General features: G+C 60.5%; 23 protein-coding genes and 2 pseudogenes. 18 read left to right on the top strand and 7 right to left on the bottom strand.

What is annotated here, in order from left to right; all coding sequences use genetic code 11:
* Positions 1-551: 551 nt before the first annotated feature.
* The gene (locus NKJ18_RS25415; RefSeq protein WP_352760200.1) at positions 552-827 is read right to left on the bottom strand and encodes a hypothetical protein; all 276 of its coding nucleotides are present in this window, start codon (positions 825-827) and stop codon (positions 552-554) included.
* 133 nt (positions 828-960) lie between these two features.
* Positions 961-1377 (bottom strand): annotated as a pseudogene (locus tag NKJ18_RS25410) (organic hydroperoxide resistance protein); the annotation flags it as partial.
* Positions 1378-1727: 350 nt separating this feature from the next.
* On the opposite strand from NKJ18_RS25410, the gene NKJ18_RS25405 reads away from it, so the two are divergent.
* The 10 genes from NKJ18_RS25405 (at position 1728) to NKJ18_RS25360 (ending at position 13451) form a co-directional block, all read left to right on the top strand.
* Positions 1728-4685, top strand: a complete 2958-nt coding sequence (locus NKJ18_RS25405) for a PAS domain-containing protein (protein WP_352760197.1) — start codon at positions 1728-1730, stop codon at positions 4683-4685.
* 5 nt (positions 4686-4690) lie between these two features.
* Positions 4691-5056, top strand: a complete 366-nt coding sequence (locus NKJ18_RS25400; protein WP_352760195.1) for a response regulator — start codon at positions 4691-4693, stop codon at positions 5054-5056.
* A 61-nt stretch (positions 5057-5117) separates the two neighbouring features.
* Entirely contained in the window at positions 5118-5747 is a 630-nt protein-coding gene (locus tag NKJ18_RS25395) for a response regulator transcription factor (protein ID WP_352760192.1), read from the top strand.
* 602 nt (positions 5748-6349) lie between these two features.
* On the top strand, positions 6350-7747 hold the full coding sequence (locus NKJ18_RS25390) for an epoxide hydrolase family protein (RefSeq protein WP_352760190.1): 1398 nt from the start codon (positions 6350-6352) through the stop codon (positions 7745-7747).
* A 137-nt stretch (positions 7748-7884) separates the two neighbouring features.
* A complete protein-coding gene (locus tag NKJ18_RS25385) occupies positions 7885-8703 on the top strand; it encodes an alpha/beta fold hydrolase (protein ID WP_352760187.1) in 819 nt (272 codons plus the stop codon).
* Between the two features lie 48 nt (positions 8704-8751).
* Entirely contained in the window at positions 8752-9492 is a 741-nt protein-coding gene (locus NKJ18_RS25380) for a hypothetical protein (RefSeq protein ID WP_352760184.1), read from the top strand.
* A gap of 25 nt (positions 9493-9517) precedes the next feature.
* Positions 9518-10573, top strand: coding sequence for an alpha/beta fold hydrolase (locus NKJ18_RS25375; RefSeq protein ID WP_352760182.1), 1056 nt, complete (start codon positions 9518-9520; stop codon positions 10571-10573).
* Positions 10574-10677: 104 nt separating this feature from the next.
* Positions 10678-11499 (top strand): SDR family NAD(P)-dependent oxidoreductase, encoded by an 822-nt coding sequence (locus NKJ18_RS25370; RefSeq protein WP_352760180.1) that lies wholly within the window; start codon positions 10678-10680, stop codon positions 11497-11499.
* Between the two features lie 453 nt (positions 11500-11952).
* Entirely contained in the window at positions 11953-12993 is a 1041-nt protein-coding gene (locus NKJ18_RS25365) for a LacI family DNA-binding transcriptional regulator (protein ID WP_023763031.1), read from the top strand.
* 38 nt (positions 12994-13031) lie between these two features.
* Positions 13032-13451 carry a GlcG/HbpS family heme-binding protein gene (locus NKJ18_RS25360; protein ID WP_352760322.1) on the top strand — a complete coding sequence of 140 codons (420 nt, stop codon included), beginning with the start codon at positions 13032-13034 and terminating at the stop codon, positions 13449-13451.
* A 40-nt stretch (positions 13452-13491) separates the two neighbouring features.
* Here NKJ18_RS25360 and NKJ18_RS25355 read toward each other — a convergent pair whose 3' ends face one another.
* Together NKJ18_RS25355 and NKJ18_RS25350 are read right to left on the bottom strand one after the other, a co-directional pair.
* The gene (locus tag NKJ18_RS25355) at positions 13492-14523 is read right to left on the bottom strand and encodes an L-idonate 5-dehydrogenase (RefSeq protein ID WP_352760178.1); all 1032 of its coding nucleotides are present in this window, start codon (positions 14521-14523) and stop codon (positions 13492-13494) included.
* A 14-nt stretch (positions 14524-14537) separates the two neighbouring features.
* A complete protein-coding gene (locus NKJ18_RS25350) occupies positions 14538-15458 on the bottom strand; it encodes a 2-hydroxyacid dehydrogenase (RefSeq protein WP_352760320.1) in 921 nt (306 codons plus the stop codon).
* A 168-nt stretch (positions 15459-15626) separates the two neighbouring features.
* Here NKJ18_RS25350 and NKJ18_RS25345 point away from each other — a divergent pair, with 168 nt between their 5' ends.
* The 8 genes from NKJ18_RS25345 (at position 15627) to NKJ18_RS25310 (ending at position 23007) form a co-directional block, all read left to right on the top strand.
* Positions 15627-16364 carry an SDR family oxidoreductase gene (locus NKJ18_RS25345; protein ID WP_352760317.1) on the top strand — a complete coding sequence of 246 codons (738 nt, stop codon included), beginning with the start codon at positions 15627-15629 and terminating at the stop codon, positions 16362-16364.
* Entirely contained in the window at positions 16333-16911 is a 579-nt protein-coding gene (locus NKJ18_RS25340; protein WP_352760176.1) for a gluconokinase, read from the top strand. The genes NKJ18_RS25345 and NKJ18_RS25340 overlap by 32 nt, the downstream gene beginning before the upstream one ends.
* A complete protein-coding gene (locus NKJ18_RS25335) occupies positions 16908-17792 on the top strand; it encodes an NAD(P)-dependent oxidoreductase (RefSeq protein ID WP_352760173.1) in 885 nt (294 codons plus the stop codon). The genes NKJ18_RS25340 and NKJ18_RS25335 overlap by 4 nt, the downstream gene beginning before the upstream one ends.
* Before the next feature lie 78 nt (positions 17793-17870).
* Positions 17871-19367: a sugar ABC transporter ATP-binding protein gene (locus NKJ18_RS25330; RefSeq protein ID WP_352760171.1), complete on the top strand. Its 1497-nt coding sequence runs from the start codon at positions 17871-17873 to the stop codon at positions 19365-19367.
* A 19-nt stretch (positions 19368-19386) separates the two neighbouring features.
* The gene (locus NKJ18_RS25325) at positions 19387-20442 is read left to right on the top strand and encodes an ABC transporter permease (RefSeq protein WP_352760168.1); all 1056 of its coding nucleotides are present in this window, start codon (positions 19387-19389) and stop codon (positions 20440-20442) included.
* Between the two features lie 28 nt (positions 20443-20470).
* A complete protein-coding gene (locus tag NKJ18_RS25320) occupies positions 20471-21406 on the top strand; it encodes an SMP-30/gluconolactonase/LRE family protein (RefSeq protein ID WP_352760165.1) in 936 nt (311 codons plus the stop codon).
* 73 nt (positions 21407-21479) lie between these two features.
* Complete coding sequence (locus NKJ18_RS25315; RefSeq protein WP_352760162.1) at positions 21480-22595, top strand: ABC transporter substrate-binding protein; 1116 nt, start codon at positions 21480-21482, stop codon at positions 22593-22595.
* A gap of 79 nt (positions 22596-22674) precedes the next feature.
* On the top strand, positions 22675-23007 hold the full coding sequence (locus NKJ18_RS25310) for a hypothetical protein (RefSeq protein ID WP_352760161.1): 333 nt from the start codon (positions 22675-22677) through the stop codon (positions 23005-23007).
* A gap of 242 nt (positions 23008-23249) precedes the next feature.
* On the opposite strand, the gene NKJ18_RS25305 is transcribed toward NKJ18_RS25310, so the two are convergent.
* From NKJ18_RS25305 to NKJ18_RS25295, 3 genes and pseudogenes are all read right to left on the bottom strand, one after another.
* Positions 23250-23591: a diguanylate cyclase gene (locus NKJ18_RS25305; RefSeq protein WP_352760314.1), complete on the bottom strand. Its 342-nt coding sequence runs from the start codon at positions 23589-23591 to the stop codon at positions 23250-23252.
* Positions 23473-23826 (bottom strand): GGDEF domain-containing protein, encoded by a 354-nt coding sequence (locus NKJ18_RS25300; protein WP_352760158.1) that lies wholly within the window; start codon positions 23824-23826, stop codon positions 23473-23475. Before NKJ18_RS25300 ends, NKJ18_RS25305 begins: the two co-directional genes overlap by 119 nt.
* 74 nt (positions 23827-23900) lie before the next feature.
* Positions 23901-24044, bottom strand: a pseudogene (locus tag NKJ18_RS25295) (oxidoreductase); the annotation flags it as partial.
* Positions 24045-24188 lie beyond the last annotated feature (144 nt).

Here is a 24188-nt window from a genome sequence, read left to right as displayed (position 1 = left end):
GTCGTCCTTGCGATCAAGTGGGCACAACACTTTGTTCTAGCTCGCCTGAACGGACGGCAGGTTCTGGGTTCGTTGAGAACAGCTGGGAACGGCAGGGATGGGCGCATTGCGGCCGGCAGCCTTTGGACCGAAAGCTGACTGGCCGCTCCTGGCGCCCGAAAAACGATAGTGGACGTTTTGACCTAGTCCGAGCCCAGCAGCCAATGTTAGTCCAAATCGTGTGACCCCGCCAACGCTACTCCAATAGTATTGACGCTCCACCATCACCAGCTTGCGCTGCCTTTTTGTCGCGGAACCATGGCATTCGCTCTGCACGAAGCCAACGGCGGGTTTCGAATGTTCGTCAAGGATGTCGCGCACCTACGGAACCCTCTTTATGATCGACCGATGCCGGCCTGCTCGCCTGGAGGCAGGGGGAGGAGCGGCCCGGGGAGTCTGGGCCGGCATCGGTCACCGCTGGCATTACGCTGTTGCCGGCGGAAGCTGAGAGCCATTGTGATGAGGGCAATTTGCCCACCATCGTCGTCAAACTGCGCGGCGCCGGGAATGACCTACTGCATTCCGCGGAGGGAATTCACGTCGGCGCAGAACTCGGCGTAGGGCTTGCTCATTGCCGCGTCGTTGCATTCGCGCATGATCATTTCGCGCATGGGCTTTGGCTTGGCCATGAAGATCGCCTTGAACTCGGGCATGGGCTTCAGGGTCTTCATCGAGGCATCGGTGTAGAATGGCGCGATGTTGTCGACGACATCAAGCGCGCCGGCAACTGCCATGCTCCCGAGACTGCAGACGGCAAAAACACCGAGACAGATCGCTTTGATATTCATGGTGTAGTCCTTCTCCTGGGTTGCGCAGCTATCCCATCGATAGCTGCTGTAATGTTCAGACTGAGCGAAAGTCGCCTGCAGCCGAGCCGGCCGAAGGCTGCGTCGCTGCGTGAGTGTTCGTGAGACCAGGCTCAACCACGGTGATGATGACGTCGATGTTTCCGCGGGTGGCTTTGGAGTATGGGCATGTCTGATGAGCCGCATCCGCCAAGGCTTGGGCGACGTCGCGCTCCAAACCGGGCAGGCTCACATTGAGCCGGGCTTGAAGGGAATAGGAGCCGTTCTCCAGGCAAAGATCCACCTCAGCATCGATGGCCAGGTCAGCCGGAAGGTCGACCTTCATCTTGCGGGCAGCAATTCCCATTGCACCCTCGAAGCATGCCGACCAGCCGGCTGCGAACAGCTGCTCCGGGTTAGTACCCGAACCGGGGCCGCCGGGGGTCGAAAGCTTGATGTCCAAGCGACCATCGGAGCTGCGAGCAGAGCCGCGTTCACGACCCCCCTCAGTGTGGGTCTTGGCGGTGTACATAGCTTTTCCTGGTTGTGTCATGATCAAATCCTCGCTGAAACAGACGTTTTTCCATTTGTCCGGTCAAAGCCAAATGTGTTTTCCAGATGCGGTGGATTGTGATCGAGAATCTATTGGACTAACGTGTCGCCGATACTTTGGCATCGGCGTATCCGACGCCCCCAGCTGACGCCTGCAACGGATTTGACGTCACGTCACTGAGACGACCTGGCGACTGCCTCGTGAGGCAATGGCGACCAAATTGTCACAGGGAGGAAGCGCGTCGGTTCGGGAAACAGCTCCCAAACCAACACCTAAGCATCATCGACTCCACAGGTCATGTGGCGCATCTTCGCGCTGGCGACTTTCACGGATGGTCGCGAAAGGACGATATGGAGAACGAACTCGGCCGCTTCGTCGATGCTCTTCCCGGATTGGTTTGGAGCGCGCTCCCGAACGGATCCACCGACTTTGTCAATCAACGCTGGTGCGAGTACACCGGTCTTTCACCTGACGAAGCACGCGGCCAGGGTTGGCAAGTTGCCATACACCCGGATGACCGGCGAGGCCTGACCGACCGCTGGGCAACTATCCTCGCTTCTGGTGCGCCAGGAGATTTGGAGGCTCGGTTGCGGCGCTTCGACGGCGCGTTCCGCTGGTTCCATTTTCGAACTTGCCCGCTGGTCAATGACAATGGCGAGGTCGTCAAATGGTGCGGAATAAACACAGATGTCGAGGATCGAAAGGCCGCAGAGGAAGCACTGCGCGTACAAGAGACCCAATTTCGTGTGATCGTCGACGGTCTGCCGGCGATCGTTACGCTCATGTCCGCGGACGGCCAATTCGAGCACGCCAACCAGTACATGCTCGATTACATCGGCGTTACGCTCGAAGAGATGAAGATGAAGGACCGGCCCCTCGGCAAAGCCTTCCATCCTGACGATCGGCCGGCTGTGCTTGTCAAATGGATGGAGTGCGTCCGGACTGGCGAGCCCTACGATCATGAAGCACGGCTACGCCGTGCAGATGGGAAGTACCGCTGGTTTCATTCACGGGGTTTCCCCTTGCGAGACGCTGAAGGGCGAATTGTCCTTTGGTATCTCCTCCAGACCGACATCGACGACCGCAGATGTGCGGAGGCGTTGCTCTCCGGCGAAAAGCGCTTGCTCGAGATGGTCGCATCCGCAAACCCACTTCCGGTCGTTCTGGATGAATTGTGCCTACTGCTCGACAAGATGGCCAACGGTTGCGTCAGCGGCGTTCTGCTCCTCGATCGCGCAGGCGTGAAAGTTGAGCGCTCGATCGGTCCTGGACTGCCAATCACGTATAGCAGTGCCCTTGAAGGCAAGACTGTCAGTTCGAAAGCCGGTCCGTGTGGGATGGCAGTCTGTGAAAATATCCAGGTTATTGTTTCGGATGTCGCGACGGACGCTAGATGGAACGGAACAGACTGGCAGGCACTCGCCCTGGCCCATGGTTTGAAATCCTGCTGGTCGACGCCGATTATCGCCGCAACGGGTGAGGCACTCGGAACCTTTGCAATCTATAGACCTGATGGCGGTCTACCCACCGCCTTCCATCAGTCGCTCATGCAGAAGCTGACCCACATCGCCAGCATCGCTGTGGCCCGAACGCGCAGTGAGAACGATCAGCACAGGGCAGAAACTCTCCTGGCACATGAAAAGCGGCTGCTCGAAATGGTGGCTTGGGGTTACGCACTCCCTGTCGTCCTCGACGCTTTATGCGGTCTGGTCGAAGAGATGGCCAGTGGCTGCCATTGCGGCATCCTTTTCTACAGCCCGGACGAAGCAACGTGGCAGCACGGCGCCGGCCCTGCCCTTCCATCCGGCTACAACGAAACTATGCATGGCAGGCCAGCGCATAGAGCAGCGGGGCCCTGTGGTTTGGCGGCTTCCGAGAAGAAGCAGGTAATCGTGTCGGATATTGCAACCGATATGCAATGGGACAAACACGGATGGCGTGAGCTAGCCCTGTCCTACGGTATCAAGGCGTGCTGGTCGTCGCCGATCCTTTCGCATGACCAAAAGGCCTTGGGTGCCTTGGCCTTCTACCAATACGAGCCAGGTCTGCCTACCGCCTTTCAACAGGAACTCATTGCCCAGTTGTCGCAAATCGCAAGCATCGCGGTCGAACGAGCCCGAAGCGAAAGCGCGCTGAAGCGGAGCGAGGCCTTCTTGTCCAAGGCCCAGCAACTCAGCTCGACCGGGAGCTTCTCGTGGCGTGTCGGGACAAGCGAGATCACCTGGTCAGAGCAGGCTCATCGAATTTTCGAGTTTGAACACCGTGTGCCCGTAACGATTCAACTCCTCGGTTCCCGCATCCACCCGGATGACCTCGACCTTCTCAACGAAATGATTGATCGGGTTCGGGGCGCCGGTAGCGACTTTGAGTATGAGTGCCGACTGTTGATGCCCGACCACTCGGTCAAGTTTCTGCATGTTGTCGCTCATGGCACCCGCGATGAAGATGGACGGCTCGAGTACATCGGTGCGGTCCAGGATGTGACCGAGCGCCGGCTCTCAGAGGAAGCACTCGGCAGGGTTCGGTCAGAGCTGGCGCATGTAGCCAGGGCTACGACACTCGGGGCCCTGACTGCATCGATTGCTCACGAAGTTAATCAGCCTCTTTCAGGCATCATGACCAACGCAAGCACTTGTCTCAGGATGCTTGCCGCGGATCCTCCCAATGTAGATGGGGCTCGCGAGACGGCGCGGCGGACACTTCGCGATAGCAAACGAGCATCGGATGTGATCGTACGGTTGCGCGCGCTCTTTGCCAGGAAGAACGCTCTGACGGAATCGGTCGATCTGAACGAAGCCGCCCGAGAGATGATCGCGCTGTCGTCGAACGACCTTCAAAGAAACCGGGTCAATCTCCGTGCGGAATTTCAAGATGACATTCCGCCGATCGCGGGCGACCGCGTTCAACTCCAACAAGTCATTTTGAATCTTTTACTGAACGCTTCGGATGCAATGAAGAGCGTTGATGACCGTCCGAGGCAATTGCTGATCAGAACAGACCGCGACGAAAGCGAGCATGTTAGTCTTACGGTGCAGGACACAGGCATGGGTTTCGAGCCTCAAGCGGTCGAGAGACTTTTCGACGCCTTCTACACGACGAAGGCGAATGGCATGGGGATCGGCCTGTCAGTCAGCCGTCACATCATCGAAAGCCACCAAGGCCGTCTCTGGGCCTCGCCGAATGAAGGACCCGGCGCGACCTTTTCATTTTCTATCCCTCGAAAGTCCGAGCGTCTGAGAGATAGTCGCTTGGGCGACATCCAGACCTCCGCCGATGCTGAGGTTGGGCAAGCCATGAGGAACAATTGATGGTAATGAAGTCACTCGTGTCGGTCGTCGATGATGACGAGTCCGTTCGCGAGTCGCTGCCCGACTTGCTCAGGGAGTTTGGTTTTGCGGTTCAGGCGTTCTCATCGGCAGAAGAATTCCTAGCGTCTGATTGGATTGACCGTACTGACTGTCTGGTTCTCGACGTAGTTATGCCAGGAATGACAGGCCTTGGGCTCCAACAGGAACTGAAACGCCGCCAGCGGCATATTCCGATCGTATTCATGACTGCGCATGAAAATCAGGCAATTCGTTCGCGCGCGCTCGAAGACGGCGCGGTAGATTGCCTGTCAAAGCCTTTTACACAGACGGCACTTCTCGAGGCCCTGAACGTAGCGCTTCCACCGAGCTGACAGCCGCGACGAGCCAATTTTGAAAATGAATTCGAGGCATACCTAGGAATGGAGGCGAACCATGCCGCATGCCGCACCAATTGTGTTCATTGTTGATGATGATGTCTCGGTGCGGGAATCGCTGGAGGCCCTGATCAATCTGACAGGCTCGACGGCGGAGACATTCGCGTCGGCAGAAGAATTTCTTGCACGGCCACGAGTATCGGTTCCGAATTGTCTGATACTGGACGTCAGCCTGCCTGACCTAAATGGTCTCGAACTGCAGAAGCAAATTACGGCCGATCGGGCCGATATGCCCATCATCTTCATAACGGGCTACGGCGATGTACCGATGACCGTCCAGGCGATGAAGGCGGGGGCGGCTGAATTTCTAACGAAGCCTTTCAGCGACGACGTGCTGTTGGACGCTATAAGCCAAGCTATCGAGCGCAGCCGCGAAACGATGGATCGGGATGCCGAATTGCAAGCTCTCAGGGATGATCAATCAACACTAAGCCGTCGCGAATGGGAGGTCATGACGTTGGTGGTCTCCGGCCTGATGAACAAACAGGTGGGTTTCGAGCTTGGGATCAGCGAGATCACCGTGAAGGCCCATAGAGGCCGGATGATGCAGAAGATGAAAGCCCGTTCGCTTGCCGAACTGGTGAACATGAACGCCAAGCTTCGCCCCGCGCTTCCGGCGAAGGCGTGACAACCGCCAGTCGGTCATGCTCTTCATATGGATGCAGCTAGCCTCGGCGTATCTTTAACAACGAACGGCGTCTGCCTTCAGGAGACCAAGATGACTCCGTCGGCAGATGAATCAATCATTGAGAGTTGTCTCGGCGCCTCTGAGCGGCAGGGAATGAGGGCCGGACGCCACTTCGCATTCTCAATTCCCCGGTCGTTGGAAATAGTGACACATGCTCCCACACCCCGTGCCTCCGGGATAGTGCCAGCAGCGAGATCCGTATACTCAGCATAGGCTCCAGTGCCGCGCCCAATGCGGCTGTGCGCTCTGTCGCGACTGAAGGCCGCTCTATCCAACGAGCGGCAGACGATCAGGCGTATCTGTCATTCCTTCGTGCGGGTTCGCGCGATGGTCAACAGTGCTGCCGACTCAACTTGGCAAAGTTGAGTCGAGGCGGGACCCGCTCAAAGTCGCATCTGCCGCACCGCCAATGCCAAAGTATCGGCGACACGTTGGTACAATATATTTGAAGGACCCCTTCTGGCGTTATTGACCTTGCGGCGACCGCATCAATCTTTCGATTTTTGCGGATGCGCAACGGACAAACCCAGAAGGAGAAGAACATGAACCCGCACGAAGGTGCACAGAATACTGGCGCTGGCAGCGTCCGCGCAGGTCAGGATCGCGACGTTGATCTATCCTTGCCGAGAACCGGCACTGCGATTGCATTGTCATCCCCCTCCCGGCGCGGTTTTCTCTCCCTGTCCGCAGCGGCGTCCATTGCAACGCTGGGCGCGACAAGCACGTTCAGTCTGCTTCCGGCGCAGCCGGCAGCGGCTTCACAAGAAGGCGCAGTCTATCCATTTCAGGTCAATGTCCCCGAAGAAGCACTTGTCGACCTTCGCCGGCGCGTGCGGGCAACGAGGTGGCCTGCCAAGGAAACCGTGCAGGACGAATCCCAAGGCGTGCAGCTGGCCAATCTGCAGAAGCTCGTACGGTACTGGGGGACCGACTACAACTGGCGCAAGGTGGAGAAGACGCTCAACGCACTGCCGATGTTCCTCACCGAGATCGACGGCCTGCGCATCCAGTTCATCCACGTCAAGTCCAAGCATCCGAATGCGCTGCCGCTGATCATCACGCACGGCTGGCCGGGCTCGATTCTGGAGCTTCTGAAGGTGATCGGCCCACTCACCGACCCGACCTCACACGGCGGGGCCGCCGAGGATGCGTTCGACCTGGTTCTGCCTTCGATGCCCGGCTATGGGTTCTCGGATCAACCGACTGAACCTGGCTGGGATGCCGATCGAATCGGCCTGGCCTGGGACGTTTTGATGCGGCGCCTGGGATACGAACATTACGTCGCCGCGGGCGGCGATTGGGGCTCTGTCGTCTGCGATAAGATGGCCCATCAGGCACCGGCGGGTCTTCTCGGCATTCATGTCAACATGCCGGCGACCGTTCCACCCGAAGTTGCTAAATTCATGCGCGCCGGCGATCCGGCACCGGATGGTTTGGCTGCCGATGAAAAGGCAGCATACGACCAGCTCAACACGTTCTTTGCGAAGAATGGCGCCTACGGCAGCATGATGACCACCCGTCCACAAACGGTGGGCTATGGGCTGTCAGATTCGCCGGCAGGCCTGGCCGCCTGGATGTACGACAAGTTCGCTCAGTGGACCTACAGCGGTGGCGAGCCTGAGCGTTCGCTCACCAAGGATGAGATGCTCGACGACATCACGCTCTACTGGCTCACCAACAGCGCGATCTCCTCGGCACAACTCTACTGGGAGAACAACGCGAACAACTTCAACGCCGTGGATATCTCGATCCCTGCGGCCGTCACCATCTTCCCCGGCGAGATCTATCGTGCACCGCGAAGCTGGACCGAGCGGAGCTATCACAAGCTGATCTACTTCAACGTCGTCGACAAGGGCGGCCACTTTGCCCAGTGGGAAGAACCGCAACTGTTCTCCGCCGAAATGCGAGCAGCGTTCCGATCCCTGCGTCAACTGACGTGAGAAAGCCGGCGCGCAGTGCGCGCCGGCCCCCGCCGCGAGGCCGAGGCCATTCGGCAAAAGCCATGTGCCGAAAACCAACCGTCGCAGCCCAATCGGCCCGGCCATCATTGCCGCGCCTTCACATGGAGAACATTGCCGTGACCAAAACCCGCTTCGCCCAGATCTCGCTCGCAACGCTGATCGCCATCGGCCCCGCCGGTGCCAGCAGTGTTGGGACTCCGCCAAGCAATCCGGTTGCGGCGACTGAAACCCTTGTCGCTCTCGATCCGGCGAAACCGACGATCGTGCTCGTCCATGGCGCCTTTGCTGATGGCACCGGTTGGCAGCACATCATTCCGATCCTGCAGCGCGACGGCTACACCGTCATCGCTGTGCAGAACGCGCTGACCTCGCTTGCCGAGGACGTCGCGACGACCAAGCGGGTGATCGGAGCTCAGAAGGGCCCCGTGGTCGCTGTTGGTCACTCCTATGGGGGCGCCGTGATCACCGGTGCCGCGGCCGGAAACCCAAATGTGAAGGCACTCGTCTACATTGCGGCGTTCGCGCCTGAAGCCGGCGAGGCAATAGGCGCCTACACAGAGAAGTATCCATCCGCCCTCGGCCACGCGCTCAGAACCGATGCGGCGGGCTTCGTTACCATCGACCAGGCGCAGTTTCGCGATCTTTTCGCCAAGGATGTTGCCGCAGAGGAAGCCAGTGTGATGGCAGCGGCGCAGAAACCCATCATCGGCAGCGCGTTCGCTTCGTCGGTAACGGGGGCGGCTTGGAAGACCATCCCGTCGTGGTACCTGGTCGCCCAACAGGACAGAGCTATCAATCCAGACCTGGAGCGGTTCTACGCCAAGCGCATGGGCGCAACCACGGCTGAGATCAAATCCAGCCACGTACCTTTTGTGTCCCACCCAAAGGTGGTGGCTCACCTGATTGAACAGGCGGCAAGCGCTCCTGCGAACTAGCCCGGCCAGCTGCGTGTCACCCGAAAAACGAAAACAAAGGAACATCCAATGGACAAGCTATTGACGGCAGTACTCGATGCGCATGGTGGATTGGAGAACTGGGCCAAAATCACCAAGATCACCGCACAGATGTCGCTGGGTGGCCCCTTCTGGGGAGCTAGGGGATGGCCGGACGTCTATTCGGACCAGACAGTCACAATTGATCCTCACCGTGAGCACATTACGTTCGCGCCTTTCACCGGGCCCGACCGTATGTCGCTGCTGGAACTCAACCCTGAGCGTGTTGCGATCACAACACTCGAAGGTGGGTTGGTCGAGCAGCGCATCAACCCCCGCAAATCATTTCCGACTGGCTTCATCGACGCCAGCACGCCGTGGGATGCGGTCCAGGTGGCCTATTTTACGAGTGCGGCCGTGTGGAACTATTTCACCGGGCCGTTCGCCTTCACCTATCCCGGCGTGGAGGCGGCAGAAATCGCTCCGTGGGCCGAAGACGAGCGGAACACCTGGCGCCGGCTTGCCGTCAAGTTCCCGGAAAGCATCGCGAATCACAACGCCGACCAGGTCTTCTACTACGACCAAAAGTTCATGCTTCGGAGGATGGACTACTCGCCCGATGTGACCGGCAGCCCGCCTGTTGCCCACTACACGTATGACCCGAAGAGATTTGGTGGATTCGTATTTCCTACGCGAAGGCGCGTTCTTCTGCATGATGCCAACGGCGTTGCAAACCAGGAATTCGTGCCAATCACCATCGACGTCACCGATGTGACGATCGACCGGGCATGATCCGGTGAACGGCGAGAATTGAGCAATGGACATGACCAGGGCCTCCGAAACAATCGACCACCGTCGCCGCAATTTCTTCGGCACGGCAGCGGCCACGGTAGCTGCCGTGCAATTGATCTCGATGGGTACGACAGACGCCTGCAGCAAGGCCGCCCCGTCTGGGACAATGCCTACGGGGAAATCTTCATTCGGCGCACTGAAACAGATCGATGCCGGCCTGCTGAACATCGGTTATGCCGAGGACGGGCCTGCCGACGGTCCGGCCGTCTTGCTGCTCCATGGCTGGCCGTATGACATCCACACTTACGTCGATGTCGCTCCATTGTTGGCGTCGGCCGGTTACCGCGTGATCGTCCCCTACTTTCGCGGCTATGGTACCACGCGCTTTCTGTCATCTGCGACACTTCGGAATGGCCAGCAAGCGGCTCTCGCCGCCGACGTCATAGCTCTGATGGATTCATTAAAGATTCCGACGGCGATTTTCGGTGGATGTGATTGGGGAGCGCGGACGGCCAACATCGTTGCGGCGCTCTGGCCGGAACGTTGCAAGGCACTCGTGTCCGTCAGCGGCTATTTGATCGGTAGCCGTGAATCCAACAGGATGCCGTTGCCACCCAAAGCTGAACTTGCCTGGTGGTACCAATATTACTTTGCCACCGAACGTGGGCAGGCAGGATACGAAAAATATCGGCACGATTTTGCAAAACAGATCTGGCAGATCGCATCGCCGCGGTGGGACTTCGACGAAGCCACATTCAATCGCACGGCGGCAGCCTTCGATAATCCGGACCATGTCGCGATTGTGATCCACAACTATCGCTGGCGTCTTGGCATCGCTGAGGGCGAGCCGGAATATGACGAACTGGAAAACCGGCTCGCTGCGGGTCCGGTCATCACTGTGCCCGCCATCACTCTCGAAGGTGATGCCAATGGCGCCCCACACCCGGAGCCTGGTTCCTACTCCAAGAAATTCTCGGGCAGATATGAGCACCGGACCATCAACTATGGCATCGGACACAATCTGCCCCAGGAAGCCCCAACGATCTTCGCCAAGGCGGTCATCGACGTCGACGCCTTCTGAACGACCGACCGGCCTGGTCAGGCGTTGGTGACAAGTCTCTCGTAACTGCTTCGCTTCAAAAACAGGCGCCATTGCTGGCGCAAGGAACAAGAGGACAAACGACCATGAGCATTTCTGCGAACGGGACAGCTGTCGTGACAGGCGCGTCTTCAGGTATCGGCGCCATTTACGCCGATCGGCTGGCACGCCGAGGCTATGATCTGATCCTTATCGCTCGTAGCCGTGAGCGTCTCGACGAACTGGCAAACCGCCTTATCGGTCAGACCGGTAGGACGATCGAAGTCCTGCCTGCGGATCTCAATGACCGAAATGATCTCGGCCGCATCGAAACGCTGCTCAGAACGGACACCAGGATCACGATGCTGGTGAACAATGCAGGTATCGGCGCCACAGAGCCACTGCTCGCGTCCGATGTCGACCGAATGGACGACATCATCGCCCTGAACGTTACTGCACTGATGCGGTTGACGTACGCTGTTGCCCCGGCACTTGTGAGCAGAGGTGGCGGGGCGATTATCAACCTCGCATCCGTTCTGGCCATTACCCCCGAGATCCTGAACGGTGTCTACGGCGCCTCAAAGGCATTCGTCCTCGCCCTCGGGCTCTCGCTTCACAAGGAGCTCGGGGAAAGGAACATCCGGGTCCAAACCGTGCTTCCCGGGGCTACGGCAACCGAGTTCTGGGAAACGGCCGGCATGTCACTGGACCATCTTCCCGGCGAAGTCGTCATGAAGGCCGAGGCAATGGTTGACGCTGCACTCGCAGGTTTCGACCAAGGTGAATGGATTACCATCCCGTCGCTTCCCAATGTCGCCGACTGGGACGCATACGAGAGCGCCCGGAGAACAATGATGCCGAACCTTTCGCTCAAAGTACCCGCCGCCCGCTACGGGATCGAGCCCGGCATCAACGCCAATGCGGCGTGACGCGGTGTTGCCGGCTCTTCGGAGAGCCGGCCGATAGTCGGGAGCAAAACTCCATGGTCGGATCGCGGCCTCTACCCGCTCAAGGCCTATGAATACCGCGCCATCTCAGAACCAGGCGACACTCCCGCGAAGCGGGTTCGTGCATGAGGCGCGAAGCTGACGCCAGCGGCGAATTTGAACCGAATACCCCGTCATCCCATGTTCATGATTTGTGCTTCGAAAGTCGCATAAATGGCAGTCTGGAATTGCGAGGGAAATCTCCAGAGACCCGAAACCCCAAGGGGACATGACGACCCGGTTGTTGCCAGCTCTCGGTGATATCGATAACATATCGAGTCGATCCGATTCTGAGAGGTGGTGCATGAACGCGGCCGGACGCCAGACAAATCCAGTGACTGAGTGTCTGGCGCTTACCTCTGTCAGGCCGGCGCGGCCGGCCGGCAGAGAGCGCTGATGGCCAAGGCAGCCTCATCGAAACCGAGCGAGAGCTACGCTCCGACGATGGTCGACGTGGCGCTGCGGGCGGGTGTGTCGACCATGACGGTTTCGCGGGCCCTGAAGGAAGGCGGTCGCGTTTCCAAGGCGACGCGGGAAAAGATCATGGTCGCGGTCAACGACCTCGGCTATGTGCTTGACCAGTCGGCCGGCAGCCTTTCCTCGCGCAAGACTGGATTTGTTGCCGCGATGGTTCCGTCACTCAACAACTCCAACTTCGCCGACACGGCGCGCGGCATTACGGATGAACTGGAGAGCACGGGGCTCCAGCTTCTGCTCGGCTACACCGACTATACGGTCGAGAAGGAGGAAAAGCTAATCGAAGCGATGCTCCGTCGGCGGCCGGAAGGCATCATCCTGACCGGCGGCGCTCACACGGATCGCGCCCGCCGCCTTTTGAAAAGCGCCGGCATCCCAGTAGTCGAAACCTGGGAGTTGCCGGTAAAGCCGATCGATCAAGTGGTTGGTTTCTCCAACGAGGAGGCGATGGGGCTTCTCGTCAAGACGCTCGCCAGGAAGGGTTACCGAAAATTCGGTTACATCGGTGGCACGACCTCGCGCGACACGCGCGGCAGCCAGCGGCGCGAAGGCTTTGTCAGAGCCATTGAGGAGCTCGGCCTGCCGACTGGGCGCCTCGTTTCCTTTGGCGTGCCGCCGATATCCATCGAGCAGGGCGGCCAGGCCGTCGTCAGCATGCTGGAGCGTTGGCCGGACACGCAAGCCGTACTCTGCGTTTCGGATCTTTCGGCCTTCGGCGCACTGATGGAATGCAAGCGCCGGGGCATGCGGATCCCGCAGGACATCGCCATTGCCGGCTTCGGCGACTACGAGGTAGCCGCCTTTTGCCATCCCGGCATCACCACCGTGAATGTCGACTGCTACGGGATCGGGCAACAGGCCGCCCGCAGATTGATCCAGGTGATCCGAGGCGACGAGAAACGACACGGCCAAGAAATCGTGCTCACTGGCTATCGCGTCGTCGAGCGCGAAAGCACCTGAGTTCCTGCATCGATTCGAACGCAGCGAAGGGCAGCCCAATAGAGATGTTTCGCGAGACCATCACCCTCACGCATGACGGTGCTTTGAAAGCCGTTGCAGCCGGAGCAGCGCGCGCCGTCACGATGGGCGTGCCGCAATGTCTCGTGGTCGTCGATGCGAGCGGCGAAGTCCTCGCCAGCCTGCGCATGGATGGCGCGCGGTTCCTCAGCATGCGTACCGCGCAGGCGAAGGCGCGCACCGCAGCGTCAATAAACGCCGCTACCGGCGGCATGGCGTTCGAAGCGGCGCTCTCAGCCGGTATCGCTTCGCAGGGCGGCGTGACCAATTTGCCCGGGGGCTTGCCGATCCGCTTCGGCGGACGCCTTGCGGGCGGCATCGGCGTCGGTTCGGGAACCGGCGAGCAGGATTTCGATGTGGCACACGCCGCGCTGGCGGCGGTTGGCGCCGACGTGATTTAAGGCGATGTGCCGATGCGCCTCCAGCGCAACCGAAGCATATTCAGAACGCGATCTGAACCTTCATGGATTTGTTTCGGTCACCGGCGATGTCGAAAGCCGCGACCGCCTCGTCGAGAGGATAGATGCCCGTCAGTAGCGGTTTGACATCCACCCGGCGGCGATTGATCAGGTCGACGGCGAGCGCAAATTCCTCGTGAAAACGGAAAGTGCCCCGCATCTCGATCTCTTTCGCGACGATGAGGTTCTGCGGGATCGACAGATCGCCGCCTAGACCGAGCTGCACGAGCACGCCGCGCGGCTTCAGGACATCGAGCCCTGCACGCACCGCGCCTTCATTGCCGGAGGCCTCGAACATGATGTCGAAACTACCCTTGTCGAGATTGTAGGCGGCGAGCTTTTCGCTGTTTATCGCGACGTTGATGGTGCGATCGGCGCCGATCTCCAGGGCCTTCGCCAGCACGCCCTCCATGACATCGGTGGCGACGATTTCGCGCGCACCGTGGGCTCGTGCGGCGAGGATGCAAAGCGCGCCGATCGGCCCGCAGCCGGTGACCAGAACCCGCTTGCCGAGCAGCGAGCCGGCGCGGTTCATGGCATGCAGCGTAACCGCGAAGGGCTCCGCAAACGCGGCTTCGTTGATGGAGATGTGGTCGGCTATTCTGTGGCACTGCCACGCCTCGGCGACCAGGCGCTGGCGGAAGGCGCCCTGGATGTGCGGCATCGGCATGGCGCTGCCGTAGAAGCGCATGTTGAGACACTGGTTCTGCATGCCTTGCAGACAGTAGCGACAGGCATTGCAGGGTCGGCTAGGCGAGATCGCGACGCGGTCACCGATGGCCAGCGCGGAAACGTCACCGCCGATGGCCCTCACCGTGCCGGCGACCTCGTGGCCGAGGATCATCGGTTCGCGCAGGCGGATCGCGCCAAAACCGCCGTGATTGTAGTAATGCAGGTCCGAGCCGCAGATGCCGCCAGCTTCGATCGCAATCTCGACCTGGCCAGCGCCAGGGGAGCCCGGATCGGTCTCCTCGATCCGCAGGTCTTTTGCGGCGTGGATGACGATCGACTTCATGATGTGATCCTCTCTCAGACGACCGGTGTCAGCAAGGTCTGTCCGCCGAAATGGGCGGCGAGATTGTCGCGAACGAGCTGACCCATGGCCTTGCGGGTCTCCACCGTGCCGCTGGCGTGGTGCGGTTGCAGCACAACGTTGGCAAGCTTCAGGAAGCGCTCGTCGATGGTTGGTTCGTTCCAGAACACGTCGAGCCCGGCACCCTTTATGGCACTGGATTCCAGGGCCGCGAGCAACGCCGTCTCGTCGATCGTGCTGCCGCGCGAAATGTTTATGACGATACCGTCTGCTCCGAGCGCTGCCAGGATCGACGCATTAATCATGTGTTTCGTGCTTTCGCCGCCGGCGAGCGTTACGATCAGAAATTCGCTATCGCTCGCCAGTTCGAGCAGATCGCTGACGAACGTATAAGGAAGATCGTCGCGCTTGCGGTTGTCGAAATAAGAAATCGTGCAGTCGAATGCAGCGGCGCGCTTCGCCACCGCCGCACCGACGCGGCCCATGCCGACAATGCCCAGCCTTTTTCCACAGACCCGCGTGACCAGCCTCATATTGCCCTTGCGCCAGCTTCCATCGCGTACGTAGGCGTCGGCCTGCGGGATTTTTCGCGCCACGGCTAGCAGCAGCCCGATGCCGATATCGGCTACGTCCTCGGTTAGAACATCAGGTGTATTGGTGACACGAATGCCGTTCGCCCTGGCATAGGCAAGGTCGATGGCGTCGGTGCCCACGCCGTAGCAGGAAACTATCTCGAGCTGCGGCAGCTTCGCCATCAGCGCAGCACTTGCGCCAAGCTCGCCGCGCGTGGCGATGGCGCGGATGGCGCCGGCGTGGCTTGAGAGCAGCGCGTCCTTGTCCTCGGACTGCCAAAGTTTATGGACGCGATATTTCGCTTCAAGATCTCCCATGTCCCAATCCGGATAGGGACCTGTCATCAAAATGTCGGTCACGGCGTCATCTCCTGTGCATTTTCCAATTGACTATGTTATCGATAACATTCATGTCAATAGGGACTGGCGGCAGGTACGTTGGAAATCGCGGCCGCTTCAGGAAACATTGCTCAGGAGGAGCGTTTGGGCAGTTCGTTGTTTGATTTGACCGGCATGCGGGCGCTGGTCACCGGCTCGGGACAGGGGATCGGCTTAGCGCTGGCCGAGGGGTTGGCGCAGTACGGCGCCGAAATCGTGCTCAACGGACGCGGCGCCGAAAAAATGAAAACGGCTGCGGATGCACTGACAGCGAAGGGACACAAGGTCCATAGCGCCGTCTTCGACGTCACCGATCATGCTGCGGTGGCGAACGGCGTCGCGGAGATCGAGGCGACGATCGGCGCCATCGATATCCTTATCAACAATGCCGGCATGCAGTTCCGAATGCCGCTCGAGGATTTCCCCGCTGACAAATGGGAGGAACTCTTGCGCACCAACATCTCCAGCGTGTTCTTCGTGGGACAAGCGGTGGCCCGGCACATGATCCCGCGGCGGCGCGGCAAGATCATCAACATCGCCTCGGTGCAGAGCGAACTCGCACGGACGAACATCGCGCCCTATACGGCCACGAAAGGCGCTGTGCGCAACCTGACGCGCGGCATGTGTGCCGATTGGGCGAAGCATGGCTTGCAGATCAATTCCATCGCGCCGGGTTACTTCAAGACGCCGCTCAACCAGGCGCTGGTCGACAATCCCGAATTTTCGGCGTGGCTGACCAACCGCACACCGGCGGGTCGTTGGGGCGATGTCGGCGAACTGGTCGGCGCGGCGATCTTTCTGGCCGGACCGGCCTCATCCTTTGTCAATGGACACACGCTCTATGTCGATGGCGGCATCACAACCTGCCTTTGAACCCGTGCTCATCGTCGTGATGGGTGTCAGCGGCTGCGGCAAGACCAAAGTTGGCGTCGAGATCGCCGCACGGCTTGGCCGTGCCTTCGTTGAAGGCGATACGCTGCATCCGCGCAGCAATGTCGAAAAGATGTCGGCGGGCATACCGCTTGCAGACGGCGATCGCTGGCCTTGGCTGGATCTGGTTGGCGCAGCCTTGCGCCAGGCTCGTGAGGAGGGTCGCGGGCTAGTCGTCAGCTGTTCCGCGTTGAAGAAATCCTATCGCGATAGGCTTCGCGATGCGGCGGGCGAGTCGCTGTTTTTCGTATTCCTGGAGGGGTCGCGCTCGCTGCTGCAAGCCAGGCTCGCCGAGCGCCGCGGCCACTTCTTTCCACCGGCGTTGCTCGACAGCCAGTTCGCCACACTGGAGCATCCAGGCGACGAACCGCTGGTGGTCACAGTGGACATCGACGCGCCTGTCTACACGATTGCCGATAGAGTGTTGCAGGGTCTGGGTGCACTTGGGGTCGACCCTGCCAGGATCAAGGAAAAAGGCACGTTGAAATGACGCAACCAACAAAAGTCGCCGTTGTCGGCGCTGGCATCATGGGATCGGCGATCGCCACCCGCCTGATCGAGACTGGGCTAGCCGTGACGGTGTTCGATCTGGACAAGGTCAAGGTTGCAGCGCTGACTGCAAAGGGTGCGGCTGCCGCTGCGTCGGTCGCCGAGGCAACGCGAGCGAACGACTTCGTCATTCTCAGTCTCAACCATGCCGATATCGTGCGTTCGGTGGTGTTTGGCGACGGTGGTGCGGCGGCTGCGGGGTCGTCGGAAAAGCTGCTGATCGACATGTCTTCGATCGATCCTGTCGACACCGCGCAGATGGCCGGGAAGCTGTCTGCCGAGACCGGCATGAAATGGCTCGACTGCCCGCTTTCGGGCGGCGTTCCCGGCGCGCTGGCCGGCAGGCTGACCGTCATGGCGGGTGGCGAGACTGAAGACTTCGAACAGGCGCGCACGGTGATGCGGCATCTCTGCACCAACTACACTCTCATGGGCCCAAGTGGGGCAGGGCAGACGACCAAGCTGATCAACCAGCTGTTCTGCGCAGTACTGCTCCAGGCTGTCGCCGAAGCCGTGAAGCTTGCCGAAGCCGGCGGCGTAGACCCGAAGGCAATTCCCGCGGCACTCAAGGGCGGGCGGGCTGATTCCAGCATCATGCAGGAGTTCATGGCAAAATTCGCTGCCCGCGATTTTTCGCCGACCGGTCGCATCGATAATATGCTGAAGGATCTGGATTCGCTGCAGTCCTTCGCGCTGAAAACCAAGACGCCGATGCCGATGACCGGGCAGGTGGTCGAGATCCATCGCCTGCTCTGCGCGGCTGGGCTGGGGCCAAGGGATTCAGCTGAGATGATGCGCCTGCTCGACGGCAAGACCAGCTAAGCGCTGAGCCCTGATTTGTCGCTTGACGCTCAGAAATGTTATCGATAACATCATTTGGCGATCTCGGGAGGAACGCTTTTGACTGAGGAAAAACTGATCGAGTTCAAGTCGATCACCAAGGAGTTCGGCGGCACCCGCGCGCTCTCCGACGTGTCGCTCGATCTGCACAAGGGCGAGATCCTGGCGCTGCTCGGCGAGAATGGCGCCGGCAAGTCGACGCTGATCAAGACGCTCGCCGGCATCTACCGGCCGGATGGCGGCCAAATCCTGTTTCGCGGCGAGCCCTACCACCATCGCCCGCCGCGACCGAACCAGCGCCAGTCCGTCGCGTTCATTCACCAGGATCTCGGTCTGATCGAATGGATGACGGTCGGCGAAAATGTCGGCCTCGCGCAGGGATTTTCGCTGCGCTCGGGCCTCATCGACTGGCGTTCCACCGAAAAGCGGGCGCATGAGGCCCTAAAGCTGGTCGGCTGCGATTTCGATCCGACGACCCGCGTTCAGGATCTAACCCGTACAGAAAAGTCGCTGGTTGCCATTGCCAGGGCGCTGGCCACCGAGGCCGATGTTCTGGTGCTCGATGAGCCGACAGCCAGCCTTCCCGCCGACGAAGTCGAGCGGCTGTTCGACGCCATCCGTCCGCTCAAGCAGCGCGGCGTCGGCATGATCTATGTCTCGCATCGCCTCGATGAAATTTTCCGCATCGCCGATCGCGTTGCCGTGCTGCGCGACGGCAGGCTGGTCGGCGAGAAAAAGGTCGCCGACACAAAACCGGACGAACTGGTCGAGATGATCGTCGGCCGTCCGGTCAGCCAGGTTTTCAGCAAGGCTCAAACGCAGGCCGGCGAGACGGTGTGCTCTATCCGTGACCTGGTCTGTGCCGGCGCCGGCCCGGTGTCGTTCGACGTGCGCAAGGGCGAGCTGCTTGGCCTGATCGGCCTGCGCGGCGCCGGGCAGGAACTGGTTGGCCGGGCGCTGTTTGGCTGCCAGGCTTTTTCCGGCACGGTGACGATCCGCGGGGCTGTTCCGGACCTGTCCAGCCCGATCGCGGCGATGTCGTCCGGCATCGGCCTGATCGCGCGCGATAGGACCGAAGAATCAATCGCTGGATCCTTGTCGATCCGTGAGAACAGTTTCCTCAATCCCGGCGCCGGCAAGCGCGGCCTGTTTTCTTTCCTCGCGCCTCATAAAGAGGCTGCGCTGGCGCAGGCGATTGGCGGGTCGGTCGGGCTGCGCCCTAACGACCCGAATCTGCCGATCGAGGCGCTGTCAGGCGGCAACCAGCAAAAGGTGGTCGTCGGGCGCTGGCTCCACACCAGTCGTACGTTGCTGATCGCCGAGGATCCGACGGCCGGCGTCGATGTCGGCGCGAAGGCTGAGATTTACCGGCTGATCGGCCGCGCGCTTGAAGCCGGCCTCGCCGTCGTCGTGGTGTCGACCGATTTCGAGGAGATTGCCCACATCTGCCACCGCGCCTTGGTGTTTTCGCGAGGACAGATCGTTCGCGAACTCACTGGCAAGGACCTCACCACATCCGCCGTGATCACCGCGGCATCGGCTTCCGAAGCCGCCTGATCTTTCTGGGAGCGAACTCATGCAATCGATCGAATCCAGCGCACTCGAGCCGACCCGCGGCGAAATGGCTGATTTGTCCATGGGGCAGAAGGTCATCCGGCTGCTGCCGGTCTACGGGCTGGTCATCCTGACGGTGTTGCTGATCCTGTTGTTTTCAATCCTGCTGCCGAACACGTTCCCGACGCTGCTTAACCTGCGCTCGATCATCTCCGACAAGGCGATCATCGCGCTTTTGTCGCTGGCGGCGATGATCCCGATGGCATCGGGCCGAATTGACCTTACCGTCGGCTACGGAATTGTGCTGTGGCACATCCTGGCCATCAGCTTGCAGACCATGTTCGGCTTTCCGTGGCCGCTGGCAGTGATGATCGTGCTGCTTCTCGGCGCCGCGACCGGCTTCCTCAACGGCCTGCTGGTCGAAGTCGCCCGCATCGACTCTTTCATCGCCACGCTCGGCACCGGCACCGTTCTTTATGCGCTGGCGCTCTGGCACACTGGCGGGCGGCAAGTGGTTGGCGTGCTGCCGAATGGATTCTATGCGCTCAATGGCACGATGGTGTTCGGGCTGCCGATCACGGGCCTCTATGTGCTGGGCATTGCCGTCGCACTGTGGATCATCCTCGAATATCTGCCGATCGGCCGCTACGTGTATGCCATCGGCGCCAATCCGAAGGCCGCGGCGCTGAACGGCATTCCGGTGCGCCGCTTCGTCATCGGCGCCTTCATCTCGTCGGGGTTCCTGACGGCGCTGACGGGCGTGCTTCTCGCCTCCAAGCTGCGTATTGGCCAGGCCAGCGTCGGATTGGAATATTTGCTGCCGGCTCTCGTCGGCGCCTTTCTCGGCTCGACCACGATCAAGCCCGGGCGTGTCAATGTCTGGGGTACGATGACCGGCGTCGTCATCCTGGCCGTCGGCATTTCCGGCATCCAGCAGTTCGGCGGCTCGTTCTTCGTCGAGCCGCTGTTCAACGGCGTGACGCTGCTCGTTGCCATCGGCATTGCCGGCTACGCCCAGCGCAAGCGCGGCGCCGCTCACAGGGCCAGGACCAAGACAGTAGTGCAGGCCTCGAAGTGACCAGCCGAACCCATCCGGGAATAATGGCATGAGCGACTACGAGATTCTGGACGATCGCTTCCGAAAACTGACGATCGGGCATGCCAAGCTCGAACGGCTGTGGACCGGCGGCCGCTGGGCCGAGGGGCCGGTCTATGTTCCCGCGGCAAGGCATTTGCTGTGGTCGGACATCCCCAACGACCGGTTATTACGCTACGACGAAGGCGACGGCTCGGTCAGTGTCTTCGAAACCCCTTGCAACTACCAGAACGGCCATACACTCGACCGCGAAGGCCGCGTCGTTGCTTGCGAGCATGGCGGGCGCCGTGTCTCCCGGCTCGAGCATGACGGGCGTTGGCAGACGCTTGTCGAAACCGTTGCAGGCAAGCGGTTCAATTCGCCCAATGACGTGGTGGTCAAATCCGACGGGACGATCTGGTTCACAGATCCGGTCTACGGCATCGAAAGCCACTACGAGGGCAAGATTGCCAGGGCGGAGATCGGCGGCTGCCATGTCTACCGGTTCGACGAGCTTTCGGGTGAGGTGGGCGCCGTTGTCACCGATATGGTGCAGCCGAACGGCTTGGCTTTCTCGCCCGACGAGACGATCCTCTACGTCTCGGACAGCGGCGCCAGCCACGTGCCCGGCCTCCCGCGCGCAATCAAGGCCTATGACCTTGCCGCCGATGGCCGGTCGGCACGTGCAGGCGACACCTTCGCCGAATGCGGAGCAGGCCTCTTCGATGGTTTTCGCGTCGATCGCGACGGCAACATCTGGGCCTCCAGCGCCGACTCGGTGCGTGTCCATGCACCGGACGGAACCCTGATCGGCCGTATCCTGGTTCCCGAGCTCGTTTCCAATGTCTGTTTCGGCGGTCCCAAGCGCAACCGCCTCTACATCACCGCGCAGACATCCCTCTACGCCATCTACGTCAATGCACATCCGGCCGGCGTTGGTCCGGTGGCGGGCGACATCAGCCGGTGACATGTCGCCAACTCCAATCGAAAGCCGAGCTTTGAAAGACCATGCAATTCTTGAAACCAAGGGAGGTACCAACATGCAACGCAGAACATTCCTGAAATCATCCGTCGCCTTGATGGCCATGACAATCGCTGCTCCTGTCCTTTTCGCCGGCCAGGCTCGGGCGGACGCGATGGCCGACGCCATGGCGGTCGTCCAGAAATATGCGCAGAAGGTCACGGCTTGGGATGGCCCGACCACCGGTCCGAAGGCGCAGCAAGGCAAGACGATCGTCGTGCTCGCCGGCGACCTCAAGAACGGCGGCATCCTGGGCGTCACCAACGGCGTCGAGGAAGCGGCCAAGGCGATCGGCTGGGAGGTCAAGGTGATTGACGGCGCCGGCTCGATCGGCGGCCGTACCGCTGCCTTCGGCCAGGCCATGGCGTTGAAGCCGAATGGCATCGTCATCAACGGTTTTGACGCGGTCGAGCAGGCGCCGGCGCTGGAACAGGCTAAGGCCGCAGGTATCCCGTTGGTCTCCTGGCATGCCGGACCGGTGATCGGGCCCGACGAGAAAAGCGGCGTGTTCGCCAACGTGTCGACGGATGCCATGCAAGTCTCCACGGCCGCGGCCGACTGGGCCTACGCCGATGCCAAGGGCAAGCCTGGCGTGGTTATCTTCACCGATTCGACCTACGCCATCGCCATCGCCAAAGCCGACAAGATGAAGGCGGAGATCGAGCGGTTGGGCGGCAAGGTGCTCGAATATGTCGACACGCCGATCGCCGAAACCTCCCAGCGCATGCCGCAGCTGACCACTTCGCTGCTGCAGAAATACGGCGATGCCTGGACGCATTCGCTGGCGATCAACGACCTTTATTTCGACTTCATGGGACCCTCGCTTGCCGCCGCCGGCAAAGCCGGCACCGACGCTCCGATCAATGTTGCCGCCGGCGATGGTTCGGAATCAGCCTATCAGCGCATTCGCGCCGGCCAGTTCCAGAAGGTGACGGTCGCCGAACCGCTCAACTTGCAGGGCTGGCAGTTGGTCGACGAATTGAACCGCGCCATCGCCGGCGAAAAATGGTCGGGCTACCTGTCGCCGCTGCATGTGGTGACGGCCGACAATGTAGAGTTCGACGGCGGCCCGACAAATGCGTTCGACCCCGGCAATGGCTACCGCGACGCATACAAGACGATCTGGGGCAAGTAGTCTTCCACCAGAGCAGGCGCATCACGCGACGCGCCCGCTCTGCCGGCCCTTCACACGCAGAACATCAGGACCTATCGCCATGATCATCCGCTATGCCCTCTTCGAAGGTGAGATTCACGCTGGACGCGAGAGCGAGTTCCGGCGCTTCGTCAGGGAGCGGCTGGTGCCGCTGTGGACGCAGTTTCCCGGAGCCGAGGAGGTGCGCGTTCTCGACGGCACGACGCGCGACGACGGTGCGCCCATCTACGCGATGGCGCTCGCCATTCGCTATCCCGACATGGACACCTGCAACCGCGCGCTTCAATCCGACGTAAGATTTCAAAGTCGGGAGGTCACTGGTGAACTGCTGAAGATGTTCACCGGCCGTGTGCATCATCATGTTTTCAAGGCAAATGAGTATGTAGCGGTCTGATTGGAATCTTGTTTGGCAGCGCTCCCCTTCCTGCAATCGCTGAATGCCGGTATCGAGGGTTGCGTAGATGATTTGAACCTGCGGACAAGACGTCGCCCATTGGCCGCGGGACCGTACGTAACCATACCGGAAACGTCTCCGCCCTGAAGCTGACCGCGCGGAGCTGTTCTCGTGCTTGTGCCATGAGTAGATCTTGTTGTCGACGCACGGAAAGGCCGCGATGATCTTAAGCAACGGCCTACTCACACACCATCCACCACGACGCGATCTCGTCCCTCCGACTTTGCACGGAATAGTGCCAGATCGGCGGCTTTGACGAGATCATTCGGGCTCTCGTTCTCATTGGGTACCGTTGTAGCGACGCCAACGCTGACGGTCACTCTGCCGGAATCGTGCGGAATGTTCAGATCTCGCACGCTTTGGACGAGCCGGGAGGCGATTGCCTTCGCATGTTCCAATGAAGCGTCAACCAACACGATCACAAACTCTTCGCCCCCATATCGTGCAGCCAAGTCGCTGGAGCGGCCGGCGCCAGTTTGGATTGCGTTGGCAATTTGTTTGAGCGACCTCGTCGCGAGCCATATGTCCATAGGCATCATTGTATCTTTTGAAGTTGTCAGCATCGATCATTAATACCGACAAAGGACTCTGTGTACGGAAAGCGCGCTTCCACTCAGCCGCGAGATATTCATCAAAATATCGTCTATTACCGAGACCGGTTAGACCATCGATCCGTGTCAGACGCTCAAGCTTGAGATTTGCACTGATCAGCTGCCGCTGGCTTTCCCGCAGTGCCCGATAAGCTGCGTCTCGTTGCACGTGATCAAGAAAGGCCGGGTGTGGTATCGAATACGTGCACTCGCCCGGTCGAATTCACCCAAGCTCATAGTCGTGCGCGCCACCGCCGCATCGACCTTTTGCTGAGTGCGGCCGTTGATAATTACTGCTGCGCCCGCCTCATAGAGGCCGCAGGCAATGGCAAAGCCCTCGGTGGATCCTGTAACGAGGGCGATTTTACCCGATAGATCGATGTTCAACTTGCGTCTCGTGAAAGATTGGCCGGGGGGGGGGGGGGGGGGGGGCCCCCCCGCCGGGTTTGGAGGGGCGGGGGGGGGGGCGGCGGGGGGCCGCAGGTCTGGAGGGGCGCGCCGCGGCGGCGGGGGCCCCCGCGGCGGTGTAAA

This window comes from Mesorhizobium sp. M0217 (assembly GCF_040321955.1).
Classification (GTDB): Bacteria; Pseudomonadota; Alphaproteobacteria; order Rhizobiales; family Rhizobiaceae; genus Mesorhizobium.
This window is presented reverse-complemented; position numbering and strand designations above follow the sequence as displayed.

Excerpts from the sequence above, each read along its gene's own strand:
- NKJ18_RS25415 (WP_352760200.1), bottom strand. The coding sequence starts at position 827 with ATGAATATCAAAGCGATCTGTCTCGGTGTTTTTGCCGTCTGCAGTCTC.
- NKJ18_RS25405 (WP_352760197.1), top strand. The coding sequence starts at position 1,728 with ATGGAGAACGAACTCGGCCGCTTCGTCGATGCTCTTCCCGGATTGGTT.
- NKJ18_RS25400 (WP_352760195.1), top strand. The coding sequence starts at position 4,691 with ATGAAGTCACTCGTGTCGGTCGTCGATGATGACGAGTCCGTTCGCGAG.
- NKJ18_RS25395 (WP_352760192.1), top strand. The coding sequence starts at position 5,118 with ATGCCGCATGCCGCACCAATTGTGTTCATTGTTGATGATGATGTCTCG.
- NKJ18_RS25390 (WP_352760190.1), top strand. The coding sequence starts at position 6,350 with ATGAACCCGCACGAAGGTGCACAGAATACTGGCGCTGGCAGCGTCCGC.
- NKJ18_RS25380 (WP_352760184.1), top strand. The coding sequence starts at position 8,752 with ATGGACAAGCTATTGACGGCAGTACTCGATGCGCATGGTGGATTGGAG.
- NKJ18_RS25375 (WP_352760182.1), top strand. The coding sequence starts at position 9,518 with ATGGACATGACCAGGGCCTCCGAAACAATCGACCACCGTCGCCGCAAT.
- NKJ18_RS25370 (WP_352760180.1), top strand. The coding sequence starts at position 10,678 with ATGAGCATTTCTGCGAACGGGACAGCTGTCGTGACAGGCGCGTCTTCA.
- NKJ18_RS25365 (WP_023763031.1), top strand. The coding sequence starts at position 11,953 with ATGGCCAAGGCAGCCTCATCGAAACCGAGCGAGAGCTACGCTCCGACG.
- NKJ18_RS25355 (WP_352760178.1), bottom strand. The coding sequence starts at position 14,523 with ATGAAGTCGATCGTCATCCACGCCGCAAAAGACCTGCGGATCGAGGAG.
- NKJ18_RS25350 (WP_352760320.1), bottom strand. The coding sequence starts at position 15,458 with ATGACAGGTCCCTATCCGGATTGGGACATGGGAGATCTTGAAGCGAAA.
- NKJ18_RS25345 (WP_352760317.1), top strand. The coding sequence starts at position 15,627 with ATGCGGGCGCTGGTCACCGGCTCGGGACAGGGGATCGGCTTAGCGCTG.
- NKJ18_RS25340 (WP_352760176.1), top strand. The coding sequence starts at position 16,333 with ATGTCGATGGCGGCATCACAACCTGCCTTTGAACCCGTGCTCATCGTC.
- NKJ18_RS25335 (WP_352760173.1), top strand. The coding sequence starts at position 16,908 with ATGACGCAACCAACAAAAGTCGCCGTTGTCGGCGCTGGCATCATGGGA.
- NKJ18_RS25325 (WP_352760168.1), top strand. The coding sequence starts at position 19,387 with ATGCAATCGATCGAATCCAGCGCACTCGAGCCGACCCGCGGCGAAATG.
- NKJ18_RS25320 (WP_352760165.1), top strand. The coding sequence starts at position 20,471 with ATGAGCGACTACGAGATTCTGGACGATCGCTTCCGAAAACTGACGATC.
- NKJ18_RS25315 (WP_352760162.1), top strand. The coding sequence starts at position 21,480 with ATGCAACGCAGAACATTCCTGAAATCATCCGTCGCCTTGATGGCCATG.
- NKJ18_RS25310 (WP_352760161.1), top strand. The coding sequence starts at position 22,675 with ATGATCATCCGCTATGCCCTCTTCGAAGGTGAGATTCACGCTGGACGC.